Source organism: Brevundimonas pishanensis, from assembly GCF_022750635.1.
In the GTDB taxonomy this organism is placed as follows: domain Bacteria; phylum Pseudomonadota; class Alphaproteobacteria; order Caulobacterales; family Caulobacteraceae; genus Brevundimonas; species Brevundimonas pishanensis.
This window is the reverse complement of sequence record NZ_JAJKBG010000001.1, coordinates 610,483-625,159: the sequence shown is the minus strand read 5'-3', so window position 1 is coordinate 625,159 and position 14,677 is coordinate 610,483. Positions and strand designations below refer to the sequence as shown.

At 61.6% G+C, this 14,677-nt stretch carries 17 protein-coding genes; 3 read left to right on the top strand and 14 right to left on the bottom strand.

The genetic code is table 11. The features are described from left to right. Positions 1-19 precede the first annotated feature (19 nt). Complete coding sequence (locus LOX95_RS03025) at positions 20-166, bottom strand: hypothetical protein (RefSeq protein ID WP_242912945.1); 147 nt, start codon at positions 164-166, stop codon at positions 20-22. Between the two features lie 141 nt (positions 167-307). On the opposite strand from LOX95_RS03025, the gene LOX95_RS03020 reads away from it, so the two are divergent. Beyond that, positions 308-739, top strand: a complete 432-nt coding sequence (locus tag LOX95_RS03020; RefSeq protein WP_242912944.1) for an SRPBCC domain-containing protein — start codon at positions 308-310, stop codon at positions 737-739. 24 nt (positions 740-763) lie between these two features. On the opposite strand, the gene LOX95_RS03015 is transcribed toward LOX95_RS03020, so the two are convergent. From LOX95_RS03015 to LOX95_RS02975, 9 genes are all read right to left on the bottom strand, one after another. Continuing rightward, positions 764-1,747 (bottom strand): type II secretion system F family protein, encoded by a 984-nt coding sequence (locus LOX95_RS03015; protein WP_242912943.1) that lies wholly within the window; start codon positions 1,745-1,747, stop codon positions 764-766. A 13-nt stretch (positions 1,748-1,760) separates the two neighbouring features. Next, the gene (locus LOX95_RS03010; protein WP_242912942.1) at positions 1,761-2,744 is read right to left on the bottom strand and encodes a type II secretion system F family protein; all 984 of its coding nucleotides are present in this window, start codon (positions 2,742-2,744) and stop codon (positions 1,761-1,763) included. Positions 2,745-2,750: 6 nt separating this feature from the next. After that, positions 2,751-4,295, bottom strand: coding sequence for a TadA family conjugal transfer-associated ATPase (locus LOX95_RS03005; protein ID WP_242912941.1), 1,545 nt, complete (start codon positions 4,293-4,295; stop codon positions 2,751-2,753). Positions 4,296-4,298: 3 nt separating this feature from the next. Further along, on the bottom strand, positions 4,299-6,044 hold the full coding sequence (locus LOX95_RS03000; protein ID WP_242912939.1) for a CpaE/TadZ family protein: 1,746 nt from the start codon (positions 6,042-6,044) through the stop codon (positions 4,299-4,301). Between the two features lie 3 nt (positions 6,045-6,047). Further along, positions 6,048-6,728, bottom strand: coding sequence for a CpaD family pilus assembly protein (locus LOX95_RS02995; protein WP_242912938.1), 681 nt, complete (start codon positions 6,726-6,728; stop codon positions 6,048-6,050). 5 nt (positions 6,729-6,733) lie between these two features. Further along, on the bottom strand, positions 6,734-8,179 hold the full coding sequence (locus LOX95_RS02990) for a type II and III secretion system protein family protein (RefSeq protein ID WP_242912936.1): 1,446 nt from the start codon (positions 8,177-8,179) through the stop codon (positions 6,734-6,736). An 11-nt stretch (positions 8,180-8,190) separates the two neighbouring features. Beyond that, positions 8,191-9,177 carry a Flp pilus assembly protein CpaB gene (gene cpaB, locus LOX95_RS02985; protein ID WP_242912934.1) on the bottom strand — a complete coding sequence of 329 codons (987 nt, stop codon included), beginning with the start codon at positions 9,175-9,177 and terminating at the stop codon, positions 8,191-8,193. A gap of 111 nt (positions 9,178-9,288) precedes the next feature. Further along, positions 9,289-9,795, bottom strand: a complete 507-nt coding sequence (locus tag LOX95_RS02980) for an A24 family peptidase (RefSeq protein ID WP_242912933.1) — start codon at positions 9,793-9,795, stop codon at positions 9,289-9,291. A 109-nt stretch (positions 9,796-9,904) separates the two neighbouring features. Next, complete coding sequence (locus LOX95_RS02975; RefSeq protein ID WP_242912931.1) at positions 9,905-10,084, bottom strand: Flp family type IVb pilin; 180 nt, start codon at positions 10,082-10,084, stop codon at positions 9,905-9,907. 409 nt (positions 10,085-10,493) lie between these two features. On the opposite strand from LOX95_RS02975, the gene LOX95_RS02970 reads away from it, so the two are divergent. Then, a complete protein-coding gene (locus tag LOX95_RS02970) occupies positions 10,494-11,012 on the top strand; it encodes a TadE/TadG family type IV pilus assembly protein (protein ID WP_242912929.1) in 519 nt (172 codons plus the stop codon). After that, on the top strand, positions 11,012-11,599 hold the full coding sequence (locus LOX95_RS02965) for a TadE/TadG family type IV pilus assembly protein (RefSeq protein ID WP_242912927.1): 588 nt from the start codon (positions 11,012-11,014) through the stop codon (positions 11,597-11,599). The genes LOX95_RS02970 and LOX95_RS02965 overlap by 1 nt, the downstream gene beginning before the upstream one ends. Here the strand turns inward: LOX95_RS02965 and LOX95_RS02960 are convergent. The 4 genes from LOX95_RS02960 to LOX95_RS02945 are packed head-to-tail and all read right to left on the bottom strand — an operon-like array spanning position 11,567 to position 14,656. Continuing rightward, positions 11,567-12,898, bottom strand: coding sequence for an anthranilate synthase component I family protein (locus LOX95_RS02960; RefSeq protein WP_242912923.1), 1,332 nt, complete (start codon positions 12,896-12,898; stop codon positions 11,567-11,569). The genes LOX95_RS02965 and LOX95_RS02960 overlap by 33 nt on opposite strands. Position 12,899: 1 nt before the next feature. Further along, positions 12,900-13,676: a tyrosine-protein phosphatase gene (locus tag LOX95_RS02955; protein WP_242912922.1), complete on the bottom strand. Its 777-nt coding sequence runs from the start codon at positions 13,674-13,676 to the stop codon at positions 12,900-12,902. 37 nt (positions 13,677-13,713) lie between these two features. Beyond that, positions 13,714-14,028, bottom strand: a complete 315-nt coding sequence (locus tag LOX95_RS02950) for a winged helix-turn-helix domain-containing protein (RefSeq protein ID WP_242912920.1) — start codon at positions 14,026-14,028, stop codon at positions 13,714-13,716. 1 nt (position 14,029) lies between these two features. After that, entirely contained in the window at positions 14,030-14,656 is a 627-nt protein-coding gene (locus LOX95_RS02945) for a hypothetical protein (protein ID WP_242912918.1), read from the bottom strand. Positions 14,657-14,677 lie beyond the last annotated feature (21 nt).

Sequence of the window (14,677 nt, the reverse complement as noted above, 5' to 3'; positions counted from 1 at the left end):
CGGCACAGACGCGCGCGGCCTAGAAAATTTCCAGCAGCATCCAGATTAAGGCGAACGCCGCTGCGAACACGCCAACAAACAGCACCACATTGCCGCCCTTGCGTGCCGCCCTTCTCTGGGTGACCGGATAGGTTTCCGGCGGGAGATCGACAGGAATCTTGCTCATATACGGTCTGCCTCACGGCGTTAGGGGATATGCGAATTAAACGCCCAACTGCCGCGCTTGATCCCGATTGCGGGCTGCGATTTCATCGTCCGGCGGGCTTTGCCCCTTTTCACCTGATCGCGCTCATGTCAGAGGCAGGATATGGACAGCACGCGTATCGAAACCCGTATCGGCATTCGCGCATCGGCAGAGCGCATCTGGGAGCTTATCGGCGACCTTGAACGCTGGCAGCACTGGAACCCCTACGAACAGAATGTAGAGGGCGCGATCCGTCAGGGCGCAGTCATCCGTTATCAGGAAGCCTATCCCGATATCCCTGCGCGTCAGGCGCAGGCCGTCGTGGTTGACTGGGTGCCGGTGGGCAAGCTGGTCATCAATGACAAGCGTGGCTTCCTGTCGAACTCGTCGCGCTTCATCATTCTGGACGAGGTCGAGAAGGGCGCGACCATCGTGACCATGGGGATCATGTTCGCCGGACTTCGCGGCGAGATGTTCCACGACAAGCATCGCGCCAAACTGCGTCAGGCTATGGAGCAGATCGGCGAGCGCCTGAAAGAAGCGGTCGAGGCTTAAAGCCCGCCTCGACCCTGTCGGCTATCAGCCGCCGCTTGCCATCATGTCGATGATACTGATGATCGCCGGTCCCAAGATGACCACGAACAGCACCGGCAAGAAGAAGATGATCATCGGCACGGTAAGCTGAGCTGGCAGAGCGGCGGCTTTCTTTTCCGCTGCGGCCAGACGAAGCTCGCGGTTTTCCTTGGCCATGGTGCGAAGCGCGGTACTGAGCGGCGTGCCGTAGGTTTCCGCCTGCGTCATAGCCGTGGCCACCGACTTGATCCCCGGATGTTGGGTACGGCGCGCCAGATTATCATAGGCCATGCGGCGATCCGGCAGATACGACAGCTCGGCCGACATCAGGCTGAGTTCCTCGGCCAGTTCCAGCGACTGGGTGCCGATTTCCTGACTGACCTTCTGGATGGCAGCCTCGATCGACATGCCGGATTCCACGCAGATCAGCAGCAGGTCCAGCGCATCGGGGAAGGCCTCGATGATCTTCTGGCGGCGCTTCTGGATGCGGTTCGACAGGTAGATGTTCGGCGCATAGAAGCCGATGGCAAACGCCACAGCCACAATCGCGATCTTGGTCATCAGCGGAATGTCGAAGTGCGTCAGCGCGAATATGTAGAAAGCCGCAACGACCATCAGCACGAACGGCATGATCAGGCGGAAGAAGTAGAAGGTCGTGATCGGGCTTTGACCACGGAAACCGGCCTGCATGATCTTCTCGTTGACCTTTGGGTCTTCGAGCAGGGTCATCAGGTTCAGCCGGTCAACGACGCGCTTCTTAAAGCCCTCGTCGCTCTGGCGCAGAGTGGGCGTGGTGCCGCCCTGCATGGCCGAGCGAGAACGACGGCGCAGATCCTCACGGCGGTCGGCGACGTGCTTGATACGCTTTTCAAGGTCCTGACCGCCGCCAAAGCTGGTCAACAGGGTGAACAGCGATGCGAACACGGCGATAGCCACACCTACCGAGAGCAGGTTTTCCGGCGTGGTGATGAAACGGATAAAGGCTTCCACGTCGCGTCCCCGATCAGAACTTGAAGTTGATCATACGCTTCATGGCGAAGATGCCGATGCCCATCCAGCATGCTGCTACCAACAGCATAAACTGGCCACGGATATCGGTGAACATCGTCATCATGTAGCTGGGGCTGGTGACCATAACCATGGTCATAACCAGCGGCGGTAGCGCGCCGATGATAAGGGCCGAAGCGACCGCTTCGGACGACATGGCCTTGATCTTCTCGCGCATGAGACGACGTGCGCGCAGAACCGAGGTCAGGTTCGTCAGGGCTTCGGCCAAGTTACCACCCGTCTTTTGCTGGATCGCAATCACGATGCAGAAGAATTTCAGCTCAGGCGTAGGCATCCGGTCATACATACGGTCCAGCGCCTCGGGCAGGGACATACCGACGCCCAAGCCTTCCAGCATGCGCTGGAATTCGCCGCCCAGCGGCTGGGGGCTTTCGCGTGCAATGATCTTGAAGCAGTCGTTGACCGGCAGACCGGTCTTGATACCGCGCACCAGAATGTCGACCGCATCGGCGAATGCCGCCGAGAATTTCTTGATCCGGCGCTTGGCCAGGAAGCCCAGATAGAAGCGCGGCAAGCCAAGGCCGAACACGATCATCACGCCAAGGCACATGAAGATATTCAGGCCCAGTACCAGCGGGATGATGAAGCCCACGACCGCAAGGCCCAGGCTGACCAGCAGATAGGTCCGCAGCGAGATATTGAGGCCGGCCTGACGAATGCGCGCACCCAGGCTCACACGGGCCTTGCGGTCGCGGCGCTCTGCGTCCTGCAACTGTGTGAGGATCTGCTTGCGACGGGCTTCAGGCGTGACCGGAGCCTGTGCATTGCGGCGGCCCTGGTTGGATTGTGCCGGTCGCGACGCCGCGAGTGCCTTGGCGCGGCGCACACCGTCGGTCGCGCTGCTGTCACCGCCAACGAAGACCCAACCGAGCCCCGCGATGGTGATGAAGGCCAATAGGGCTGCCAGAGCCATCATCATGGTCTGTTACTCCGCTGCGTCCAGAGCATCAGCCAGTTCGCGCTCGAGGCCATAATAGCGTGCGCGGTCCCAGAAGCGGGGACGGGCGATACCGGTGGAACGGTGACGACCACTCACGCGGCCTGCGGCGTCTTCGCCGGTGATATCGTAGACAAACAGATCCTGCGTCACGATCACATCGCCTTCGAGACCCACGACTTCGGTCACGTGGGTGATGCGGCGCGAACCGTCGCGTAGACGCGCGGCCTGAATGATGATGTCGATCGAGCCGACGATCATTTCGCGGATGGTCTTGGACGGCAGGCCATAGCCCCCCATGGTGATCATCGATTCCATACGGCTGATGGCTTCACGCGGGCTGTTGGCGTGCAGCGTACCCATCGAGCCGTCGTGGCCGGTGTTCATGGCTTGCAGCAGGTCAAAGGCCTCGGGGCCACGGACTTCGCCGACGATGATGCGTTCAGGACGCATACGCAGACAGTTCTTCACCAGATCGCGCATGCTGATCTGGCCCTGACCCTCAAGGTTCGGCGGACGGGTTTCCAGACGCACCACGTGCGGCTGTTGAAGCTGCAGTTCGGCGGCGTCTTCACAGGTGATAACGCGCTCTGTCGGGTCGATGAAGGCGGTCATCGTATTGAGCAAGGTGGTCTTGCCCGAACCTGTACCGCCTGAGATCAGCACGTTACAGCGCGAGGCACCGATGACGCCGAGAACGCGCGCCCCGTCTGAACTGATGGAGCCGAACTCCACCAGATCGCGCATGGTCAGCTTGTCTTTTTTGAACTTACGAATGGTCAGGGTCGGACCATCGATCGCCAGCGGCGGGGCGATCACGTTCACACGCGATCCGTCCGGAAGACGGGCGTCGCAGATTGGAGAGCTTTCATCGACGCGGCGGCCGACCTGCGACACGATCCGCTGACAGATGTTCATCAGTTGGGTGTTGTCGCGGAAGCGGACGTTGGTCAGCTGGACCTTACCGCCGACTTCGATAAAGACGCGGTTGGCACCGTTGACCATGATGTCGGCGATGTCGTCACGAGCCAGCAGAGGCTCAAGCGGACCATAGCCCAGCACATCGTTGACGATGTCCTGAACCAGATGCTCCTGCTCGGCCACCGACATGGAGACGTTCTTGATCGCCACTAGTTCGGCGACAATGTCGCGGATCTCTTCCTGTGCGGCCTTCTGGTCCAACTGGGCCAGTTGGGACAGGTCAATGGTGTTCATCAGCGCATTGAAGATGGTGGTCTTCGTGGCGTGATAATAGTCGCTCTGCTCGCGGACGATCTCGGTGACGGCCTGCGCCTTTTTGATCTGCTCAAGACCGGCCGTCTTGCGCGGGCCTGCACGTTTCTCAGCAGCAGGGGCAGACGAGACTTCTTCCAGATCCTCTAGGCCAAAGCCGTCAAGGTTCGCAAAGACGCTTTTGGTCGGTCGTGCAGGCGCGGGTTCGTCCACAACCGGCTCATCCAGCACAGGCAGGACTTCTGCGGGTTCAATAGGACCCAGACCGGGCTTGCCCGTGGATTGCCGTTTGCCGAACATCTATCAACGCCTCTTGAACAGACCTGCGAGGCCTGACGAAGTCTTACGCGGGTGTGCCGGAGCCGCCGGAAGCTGACGCTGAGACACGATTTGGGCCAGAGTTTCAAAGGCTTCTGCAGCCTTGGTCTTGGCCGCACTATCCAGAATCATCTGGCCGTTATTCGCAGCTGATCCGAAGACCTTGGCATCGAACGGGATCGACAGGGCCGGGTGGATGCCGAGGGCCTGACCGAATTCCTTGGCCGGAATCTCGGGACGACCGGGGATGCCTACCTGATTGAGTATGACGCGCGGTGGCGCATCGTTCGGACGCGCCTGTTTGATCAGGTCGATCAGGTTCTTGGCGTTGCGCAGCGATGCCAGATCAGGGGTGGCTACCAGCACCACTTCATCTGCCGAGACCAGCTGCGAACGCATCCAGCCCGACCACAGATGCGGCAGGTCCAGCACCACAAACGGTGCCGTGCTACGGATGCGGTTGGTCACCTCGTCGAAAGCTTCGGTGTCGATGTCCCAGTCCGCGTCCAGCGTTGCCGGTGCAGCAAACAGGCTCAGACGATCCGTGCAACGCACCATCATCCGGTCCAGCAAGGTGGCGTCCAGACGCTGGGGCTGGCTGAGGGCATCCGCCACCCCGCCAATCGGGTCCTGATTGAAGTTCAGACCAGAGGTGCCAAACGGCAGGTCGTAGTCCACGATGACCGTGTTCACACCGATGCGCTCGCTCATGGCGAAGGCGGTGTTGTGTGCGACCGAGGAGGAGCCCGAGCCGCCGCGAGCGCCCACGAAAGCAATGGTGCGGCCGATAAACGGCTGATCCGGATCAGTGAACAGACCGCCAATGGCCGCAATGAGCTGGAGCGGCTGAATTGGAGCAACCAGATACTCACTAACGCCGCGGCGCATCAGCTCGCGATAAAGCAGGATGTCGTTGGCAGCGCCCACGACCAGAACCTTGGTGCCCGCGTCGCAAACCTCGGCCAGTTGGTCGATCTCGGTCAGAAGGGTGCGGGCATCCTTCATGCACTCGACCAGGATCAGCGGCGGGGTAGGCTCGTTCTGATAAGTCTCAATAGCCGCGGCGATGCCACCCACGCGCACCTGCGTGGTCGCACGCGACATGCGGCGGTCCTGAGCTGCGCGCTCGGCGGCAGCCAGCGTGTCCTGACGCTCGGCGAAGATATGGACTGCGATGCGCGGGATCGAGACGTCGACCGTGTCCGGATCAAAGTCCAGACCGGCTGCGCCCGCGAGAACCGGCATGGTCGAGCCGCTGGAGGCTGCTTGGATATCTTCGGTCGGTGCGGCCGAGGCAAAGTCCCCACCCGAAGCGATCGGTTCGTCGAGGACGTCCGGCTTCAACTCGATAACGTCTGCCGCCGGCGCATCGACGATCTCGATGTCATCCAGTTCGATCGTCACCGGCGCGTCAGCGACAGCTCCGGCCTCAAACGTTTGATCGGCGAACTTCAAAGCAGACATGTCGGATGCCTCTACAGGATCAGTCTTGTCAGGAGGTACCAAGGACGCTGGGCCGTCCGCGGAGAGCGCGGCTTCGGTGCGGCTAAGGGCACTTTCCATAAAGTTCGGAGTCGCCGGAGCCACAGGAGGTGCTCCGGCATCCGTCACGTCATCAGACGCGGCATCACCCGTGCTGTCTTCAGCCGCAAGGCTGGAGATCGTTTCCAGAAAGTCATCGTCGATCTCGAAATCCTCGAGGGGATCGACTGCCGGGGGACGCTTGTTCATGTTTTACTCAACGACGTCAGATACGCGCGATTCACTCAGCAATTGTTCGCGCTGGGCCGAGGTAACCTGACCTTGACGGTAGGCTTCAAAGACAACAGTGCGACGCTGGGCGCTCGGCGGGGTCATGGTACGCGGTGCCACAATATCGTTCGGGTCAGAAATCTGCGCCGCCAGATTGGCGTTCACAGCGCAACCAAAGTTGGAAGCACCATCGTTGTTTCCGGTACGACCCAGATTGCCCCACTCAGCACCGCAACGCGGTACTGCGGCGCGGATAGTTGTGAAACCGGCAAGAACCGGCGCATTGGCCGACGGGGCGCGATAGCCTTCGACCGAGATCTGCGCACGGGGCACGCCCACGTTTTCCAGCATGCTGGCGATTTGCGAGGCGGTCTGGTTGGCCATTTGCTCGCCGTCGGTGGGCACCTGGATCACAAGACCGGTCTGGTTCGAGCCGCGATAGCGCTGGGCCAGAGCCATAATCGCTTGCCGCTGGTTCAGCGACAGGCCGTTCTGGTGCACGGCAAGAGCAATGCGGTCCTGATCCGGCTCGACCTGAAGGACATAGCGGGACAGAGGCATCGGCCCCATGCCGCGATCCAGATTGGCGTCCGGACCGACGCAAGCCGAGAGGGCGAGGGCAGCGCCGCCAAGCAGGCAGGCATAGAAGGAGCGGTTCATCATCTGGGTCACTCGATCACATAGCCGACCGGGCCCTGCCAGCCAGAGGTCGAGACCCCCGGTGCAGGAGAGCCATAGACCTGGTTCAGCTGGCCAAAGAAGATAGTCTGGGCGTCGGTTGCCATTCGCAGGCCATCAGCCGGCGTCTGCATGCGCGACGGCGAGGTCGGGCCGACGATGTACGGCTCTACGATCACCACCAGTTCGGTCTCGCCCATCAGATAGTCGCGCGAGCGGAACAGGGCACCCAGAACGGGCACATTGGTCAGACCCGGCAGGGCGTCGATAGCCTGACGCGTGGATTCCTGCAGCAGGCCTGCGATCATCATCGAGCCACCCGACGGGATTTCAACCGTCGTATCGCTGCGGCGGACCGTCAGGCCCGGCAGGGTGATGGCGGACGGCGTACCGGCACCGATGGTGATACCCGACGACGGGTTCAGCTCGGAAACCTCGACCTTGACCTGAAGATTGATGCGGCCCTCGGACAGCACCACCGGACGGAAGGACAGGCCCACACCATAGGGTTTGTATTCCACGGTGACCTGACCATCGCGGTCGCGGCTCTTCGGGATGGGGAATTCACCACCGGCGAGGAAGCTTGCGGCTTCACCATTGACCGAGGTCAGGTTCGGCTCGGCCAGAGTACGGGCCAGACCGACGCGCTCGAAGGCAGAGATACCCAGTTGCGCCGACGTCAGGTCGCTGCCCGGATCGGGCAAGCGCTGCCAGCGACCGGCAAGGCCGCCTTGCAGGCCCGAGTTCACCGAGAAGTTCACACCCGTTGCAAACTCGAACGGATGGCGGCCATTGCCGTTGATCAGGGCCTGGGAGTTGAAGCCCAGTTGTTTGATCGCGCTACGCTGCACCTCGACCACACGCACGCGCAGGGTCACCTGATCCGATCCGCTGATCGAGATCATGTTGACGACCTTGGCCGGATCACCGGCGTGGGCACGGGCCAGTTGGGCGGCGCGCTCGGCATCGCCCATATTGGTGGCGGTACCGCTGAGCACGAAGTTCTCGTTTACCGCCTCGACACGCAGATCCGAGCCGGGGAAGGTGCGGGTCAGGGCGTCCTGCAGGGCGTTAACGCCCGCATCCACGCGAACCTTGAGCGTCAGGATCACGCGGCCGTTGCTGCCGACGAACACTGCGTCGGTTTCACCCGGAGCCAGACCCACGAGGGTGATGCGGCGCTGGGTGTGCAGCATGGCATTGGCGACCGCCGGATTGGTCACCACGATATCGCGGACATCTGCCGGAAGATCGACCGCAAAGGACGAACCCTTGGGCAGATTGATGCGGCGGGGCGTCGAGCCGGACACAACGGTGGCCGAGCCTGCCGAGGTCTGGCTGATCGTCTGGGCCTGCACAGGGATCGCCATGGCGAGGAGCCCGGTAGCAGCCATGGCCGCGAGGCTGACGCCGAGGCGGCTGTGGGTGGATTTCATCACAAGACCTCTCATTGCAGGACCACCACTTCAGGAGCGGCGTCACCGCGGAAAATGCGGACGCTGCGTTCGTTACCAGCGGCACTACCGGCCGCTGCAGTCACCGGAGCCGAGGTGCGTGCACCACCGCCAAAGCTTTCGCCGCGGCGCACAGCGCCCGGGATCAGGCCGCGCGGGCCACCGGCATCGGCGTAGGAGCGTAGGACGATCGTCAGATCACCCTGAGCGCGGGCCAGTGCCAGCGTCTCGGCATCTCTGTTGTTCACTTCAAGCGTGGCCGTGGTGCCAACGACCGACTTGTCTTCGGTCGGAGCCTGGGTGGCCTGGTCTATGGCCAGAACCTTGAGGTTTTGCAGGACGGTTGCGCTGACGGTGCGCTTGCGAGTGTCTTCGCCGACCTGCTGGTCGACTTCACGGGTCAACAGTACGTCCACACGGTCGCCCGGCAGGATGAAGCCACCGGCGGCAGTGTCGGCCGATACCGGCACGCTCATGGCGCGCATGCCCGGATCGAGGAAGGCCGCGAGGAAGCCGCTTTCGCCGGCCCGCACGACTTTGCGGGCCTGAATGGGTTCACCCGACAAAATCTGGTCACGGACGATGGCACCGACAAAGGCGTCCATCGCGGTCGGGCTGTTCAGGGATACGACGGCATCAACAACCTTGCTGACCGTGCCCTCTTCCTTGCCTTTTTCGGACTCGACCGCGGCGGCGGTCGGCGTGTCGGCGGCGGGGATCGGCACCGAACCGTCGGTGACGAAGGCCGGATTCAGGTCGGCCACGGGCCAATCCTTCCAGACCATATCGGCGGCTGTCAGCTGATGACCCGGTGCCAGGTCGACGGCAGCAACCAGTACCTTGGTTGTTGCGGCCACCGGCGCGGTCGCAGCCGCAGTAGGTTTGTCGCCCCCGGGCGACCCCATAGACCGCACTACGAGCGCAAGACCGACAGCGGCCAGTGCAGCAACGCAGATTACAGCAATTTTTGCAGGCTTCATCGACGTTCTCCGGCAGGCAACATGCAGTAAATCTCCACGCCGACCTTACCCAAAGGCTTTAGATATTGTTTACCATGCAGCGCACCAGAACGATGTTACTACAGAAACTCGTTACGATAACTTCAACAACAACTCTGAATTCGGAAAAGCGAGTACAGCGCCGACCGCAATTGCTATTCCGTACGGGATGTCGCCTTTAGGCTCCATCAGCCGGGTGAACCATTTCGGAGCCGTCCACGGCATCATCGGCCACCATTTGCGCGCGGCCAGCAGGTAAAGGGACAGCGCCCCTCCGGCGATTGCAGTCACCAGCACAAAGCCCAGCGCCCCTGACATTCCCACCCACATCAGCGAGGCTGAAAGAAGCTTGGCATCACCGCCGCCGAGGATACGGAATGCAAAAAGCGCGATACCGATGACCAGAGCCGCCAGACCGATGCCCAGCGAGAGCGCAATGTCCTGCCACGGCAACTGGACCAACAAAGCTACCGGAACAAACGCGATCGCCAGTGCAATGGAGATCCAGTTGGGGATCTTCATCGTAGTCAGATCGTAAACGCCGCCCAGGATGACCAAGGCCGGGAAAACGAACAGTAGCGCGCTCAAGACATAGAACATGGCCCCGTAAGTGCCATAATTTGGTTAAGCCAAGGTTGCGGCAACTCCAAAATAAAAGGGCCGGAGCTTTTGGCTCCGACCCTCTAATACACCTAAGTGGAGACGTGTCTTACTTCGTAGGTGCGGCTTCAAGTTCGTCAGAAACGTTCTGGAACTTGTCTTTCAGCGAGCCACCGACGGCAGTCAGGGCACCGATCAGAACAACAGCGATCAGAGCGGCGATAAGGCCGTATTCGATTGCCGTTGCACCCGACTCGTCTTTAGCAAAACGGTTCAGCAGGTTACGCATGTGTAGTCCTCTCTCGGTTATTATCGGGAGGAAACAGATTTGCTCCCCCGCCTCGACTGGCCACACAGCAAAAGCGTGTAGCCATTGCCGGACAAAATGCGCGCCATCCCTTAAACGCGAGTAAAGTTCTGGCACCTAGAGCGCGAAAATGATGGTTAGCTGATTGTAAACAAAAGGCAGATTTGGGTGCGGCATATTCTGTTGCGATCCGCGCCGCTTGAAGGCCCTTATATAAATATGGCACCTTATGCGCCTATTCATGGGCACCGGTGACGTCCAAGGACTGCCCTGCCCGACCATTCCCCCACACCTACAGGGTTTGCTTTACACTTATCGACTAAGCCTCGCGGACAGAGGTTGCTGCCAAATCCGCCGGACAACCGCGCGAATACTGAACGGGGAAAACGCGTTGAGAAAGTTTCTTGTTCGAAAGAACCGATCACGCCGCGAGGGCGCAACAGCCGTAGAGTTTGCGCTCGTTGCTCTGCCATTCTTTGGGCTACTGCTGGGGATCTTCGAAGTCGCCGTCGTACTGACCCTGAACACTATTCTGGAATCGGCCGTCGCCAACAGCGGCCGTTTGGTGCGTACCGGCCAGATTTCCAAAAATGCTACGGCACAAGAGTTCAAACAGGAGGTCTGTGACCGCATGTCGGTCTTCAAGGGTGCCTGTATGAACCGCATCGAGATCGACCTGCAGCCGGTGGCCTCCTTCTCCAACCCCGGTATTTCCACCCCGATCGACAATGGCGAGTTCAAGCCCGAAACGCTGAAGTTCAACATCGGCGACCCGCGTAGCTTCATGCTGATGCGCGTCTGGTACAAACAGCCGGTGATCTCGCCCCTCCTCGGCCATTCCATGACCAAGCTGGCCAATGGAGATTATCTGCTGCACGCCGCGACAGCCTTCCGAAACGAGCCGTTCTGATGAGCAAGGTCGTTAAACATATCCGCCAGTCAGTCAGCCGTTTCGTCGAAGCGCGCGAAGGCGCTGCTGCCGTGGAATTCGCGCTGCTGCTGCCGCTGTTCCTGATCATTTACCTGTGCGTCATCGAGTTCACACAGGCCTTTATGGTGCAGCGGCGCGCGCACCACTCCGCCTCGATGATGGCCGATATCGTCTCGCAGTCCGGCACGGTGACGCAATCGCAACTGGCCGACTATTTCGCGGTGGGCGGGCTAATCATGGCCCCCTATTCGGCCGGCCCTCTGGAAGGGCGCGTGACCAGCATCCAGCGCAATGCCAAAAATCAGGATGTGGTCGTGTGGAGCTATGGCAGCACCATGACGCCCCTGAAGCCGGGCACGGTCATGACCGTCCCTAGCGGCTTGCTGGAAAAGGCGACCGATAGCGTCATCTATGCCGAGACCATCTATCGCTATAACTCGCCTTTCGACATTGCCGTTCCGGGATTCCCGGACTTCCTGTCGGGCGTGACCACCTTCCAGCGCCAGTTCTATCTGCGCCCGCGCGAGGTGGCCTCAGTCAGCTGCACCGACTGTCCGAAGACATAGGGCATCCGCCAAGGCCCTGATCTTGGCATCGGTTTCTTCCAGTTCGGCCTGAGGGTCGCTGTCGGCGGTAATCCCCGCCCCCGCCAGAGTGCGCCACTGCCAGCCCTGGCCGTAGCGCTGGAAGAAGGCGGAGCGGATCAGCACAGAGGCCGACGTTACTCCCGCCTCGCCAAGCCCGCTGGCAAACAGCGTGCCGCACCACGCGCCGCGCGGTGGCTCCAGCGCGGCTATGACCTTCATGGCCTGATGCTTTGGCGCGCCGGTGATGGAGCCTGCGGGGAAGGTCGCTTCCAACACATCGGGCCACGTGACCTGCGGACTGGTGGTGGCGACCACGACCGAGGTCAGGTGGTGGACCGTGGGATGGCTCTCCAGCCCCCACAGATCATCGACGCGCACCGAACCCACCTCGGCAACACGGCCCAGATCGTTGCGCATCAGATCGACGATCATCAGGTTTTCGGCGCGGTCCTTTTCGCTGGTTAACAGGTCCTCGGCGGCGGAGCGGTCGCTGACGGGATCGGCATAGCGCGGGCGCGTGCCTTTGATCGGGCGGGCTTCGATGCGGCGCTGCTGCTGGTCAAAGGACAGGAACAACTCGGGCGAGTTAGACACCACTGCATGATCCCCGATGCGCCAGCACGCCCCATAGGCCGCCCCCCGACCGGCCAGACGAGCGAACACATCGAACGGCTCTGTCTGTGGCCGCAGCGTGCCGGACCAAGCGCGGGCGATGTTGGCCTGAAACAGCTCGCCCTCGCCGATGCGCCGGACCACATCGGCCACGGCATCGCAATAATCCTGATCGGGGGCTTCGGGGGTAAACTGGTCGGACGGAGGCGCGGGTAGATACCCGTGCGCCCGCCTCTTGTGCCACATCGCGGCGTGATCGGACGTCTGTTGGGCTGAGGCCTCGTCCTCGCCCCACCCACAGGCCCAAACGATCTGCTTTGCGTGGTCGAACGCCAGCCATGCCCGATAGCGGGCCAGTATCAGATCCGGCCAGATAGGCGCACGCGCGCCCGTCGCCACGCGCGCACCTGCGTCATAGGACAACAGCCCCACACAGGGGCCATTCGACCACCTGTCCGAACGGAGCGCGTCGAATAATGCGCCATCGTCGGCCCGTTCGACCACATCGACCTGATAGGGCTCTATGGCCACATAGGACCATCGTCCCCCGTGGCGGTCCGGATCATCGGCCCCTGCGACCAGAGCCAGCGGATCGGTCTCGTCCTTCAGCGCCGTGGCGATCACCAGCGGCGACACCCACTCCAGCGGGCGGCGCGAAACAGGCATGCTAACGGTTCAACCTCGAGATAATCGCGTCGCGCTTGGCCGTGTCCACGCCCAGAACAGCCGCGAGGTAACCCTCCAGCGAGCCGTGTTGGTGCTCCATGGCCTTGATAGCGCGGTGCAGGAAATCTGGCTCTACACCGAGGAAGGCGACCACTGCACCATGCGATACCGGTTTGCCTGTCCATTTCTGCAGCGCGCGTCCGAATTCTTCGGCGCGGCCTTCAAGGTCCACGGCGGCATTGGTGGCCAGATAGTCGGCCATCAGGTCAACATCGTGAACGCCCATCAGACTGTGCGTCAGAGCGACCAGAAGTCCCGTGCGATCCTTGCCCGCCGCGCAGTGGACCAGCACAGCCTCGTTCGACGAAGCCAGCGCATCGAAGTAGTCGCGAAACAGCGCCACATGCGACGGCTCGAACGGCATGCGCTCATAGGTCTGCCCCATATAGCGACGGCCGGAATCCTCGGTCAGTGGCTGGGTCTTGAGAAACTGGATATGCGGGGCCTCGCCCTCGCCGCCCAGATCGGTCGTGACCATACGGCCCGCCCATCCTTGCGGCAGACGGTCGGGCTGTTTGGCGCGCTCGCTGGAGCGGCGCAGGTCCACCACATGGCCCAACCCCAGATCACCCAAGCGCGCAATGTCCGCATCGGTCGCGCGGGCCAACTGGCCGGAGCGGTAGAGCACGCCCCGCCGCACCGTCCCTGACGGCGTGGCATAGCCCCCGAAGTCGCGGAAGTTTTCGATGGCTTCAAATGGCAGAAGGCGGTCGCTCATGACCGCCTTCCATAACCTGATTACGTCACCATTCCACCTAGCGTTGGGCCACCAGAGCGGAAATCTGGTCAAGATAGGTGATGAAGGCCTCGCGCCCCTGCGCGCTCAGCTTGGCGCGGGTCAGAGGTTTGCGACCCTGAAAGGTCTTCTCGACCTCGACAAAGCCGGCTTCCTCAAGCTTGCGCAGATGGACGGAAAGGTTTCCGTCTGTCGTGCCAAGGCGGGTCTTCAACTCTGCGAAGTCGGCCACTTCGGCACCGGACAGATAGGCCATGATGCCCAGCCGGATGCGTCCGTGGATGACTTCGTCGATGCGGTTGATGTCGAACGCATCGTGCTTTGGCTCCGACATCTCAGCCCCTCGAACGCGCGGCCAGCTTCATCAGATGCAGGCCCGGGGCCAAAGCGACCAGAACCAGCAGCACCAGATAGATGGCGTAGGTCCAGTGGGTGAAGGCGAACCAGCCCAAGGCTGCCGCGCCCGCAAAACTGACCAGACCCGTCAGCATCATCCAACCGCGCCGGGCGACCTGCCCTGCGATTAGCCATGCGGCTCCATACGCAATCATCACGATGGCAGGCATCAGGGCCATGACCGACCAGTTGCCCGTCGATAGCGCAAAGGCCATCAACACCAGCCACAGGCCGAAAATCGTATAGCCGCACGCCGACCAAGCGGCTCCGATGGCGGTATTGTCCTTGGTCTTGCTACCCGACTTGGCGTCGATGCGGCGGATTAGGACATAGAGCAGAGCGGCAAAGCCTATGCCCGCGCCGACCCACATCCACATCACGCCCCAGCCCGACAGCGGGATTTTGCCCAGCGCGATCAGCCATTGTCCGACCGTAGCGGCTCCGAACCAAAGCGCGGCGGCAACCAGAATAGGTCCGACCAGCACGGGGGCATCGCGCCCCTCGGCGGCAAGGGATTTCATATAGGCGATATCACCATGGATATCGGCGAGCGGTTCCTGGGACATGGGCGGGTTTCCTTCGTGTTG

Coding starts and splice junctions, on each gene's coding strand:
- LOX95_RS03025 (WP_242912945.1), bottom strand. CDS start 166: ATGAGCAAGATTCCTGTCGATCTCCCGCCGGAAACCTATCCGGTCACC.
- LOX95_RS03020 (WP_242912944.1), top strand. CDS start 308: ATGGACAGCACGCGTATCGAAACCCGTATCGGCATTCGCGCATCGGCA.
- LOX95_RS03010 (WP_242912942.1), bottom strand. CDS start 2,744: ATGATGATGGCTCTGGCAGCCCTATTGGCCTTCATCACCATCGCGGGG.
- LOX95_RS03005 (WP_242912941.1), bottom strand. CDS start 4,295: ATGTTCGGCAAACGGCAATCCACGGGCAAGCCCGGTCTGGGTCCTATT.
- LOX95_RS03000 (WP_242912939.1), bottom strand. CDS start 6,044: ATGAACAAGCGTCCCCCGGCAGTCGATCCCCTCGAGGATTTCGAGATC.
- LOX95_RS02995 (WP_242912938.1), bottom strand. CDS start 6,728: ATGATGAACCGCTCCTTCTATGCCTGCCTGCTTGGCGGCGCTGCCCTC.
- LOX95_RS02990 (WP_242912936.1), bottom strand. CDS start 8,179: ATGAAATCCACCCACAGCCGCCTCGGCGTCAGCCTCGCGGCCATGGCT.
- cpaB (WP_242912934.1), bottom strand. CDS start 9,177: ATGAAGCCTGCAAAAATTGCTGTAATCTGCGTTGCTGCACTGGCCGCT.
- LOX95_RS02980 (WP_242912933.1), bottom strand. CDS start 9,795: ATGTTCTATGTCTTGAGCGCGCTACTGTTCGTTTTCCCGGCCTTGGTC.
- LOX95_RS02975 (WP_242912931.1), bottom strand. CDS start 10,084: ATGCGTAACCTGCTGAACCGTTTTGCTAAAGACGAGTCGGGTGCAACG.
- LOX95_RS02965 (WP_242912927.1), top strand. CDS start 11,012: ATGAGCAAGGTCGTTAAACATATCCGCCAGTCAGTCAGCCGTTTCGTC.
- LOX95_RS02960 (WP_242912923.1), bottom strand. CDS start 12,898: ATGCCTGTTTCGCGCCGCCCGCTGGAGTGGGTGTCGCCGCTGGTGATC.
- LOX95_RS02955 (WP_242912922.1), bottom strand. CDS start 13,676: ATGAGCGACCGCCTTCTGCCATTTGAAGCCATCGAAAACTTCCGCGAC.
- LOX95_RS02950 (WP_242912920.1), bottom strand. CDS start 14,028: ATGTCGGAGCCAAAGCACGATGCGTTCGACATCAACCGCATCGACGAA.
- LOX95_RS02945 (WP_242912918.1), bottom strand. CDS start 14,656: ATGTCCCAGGAACCGCTCGCCGATATCCATGGTGATATCGCCTATATG.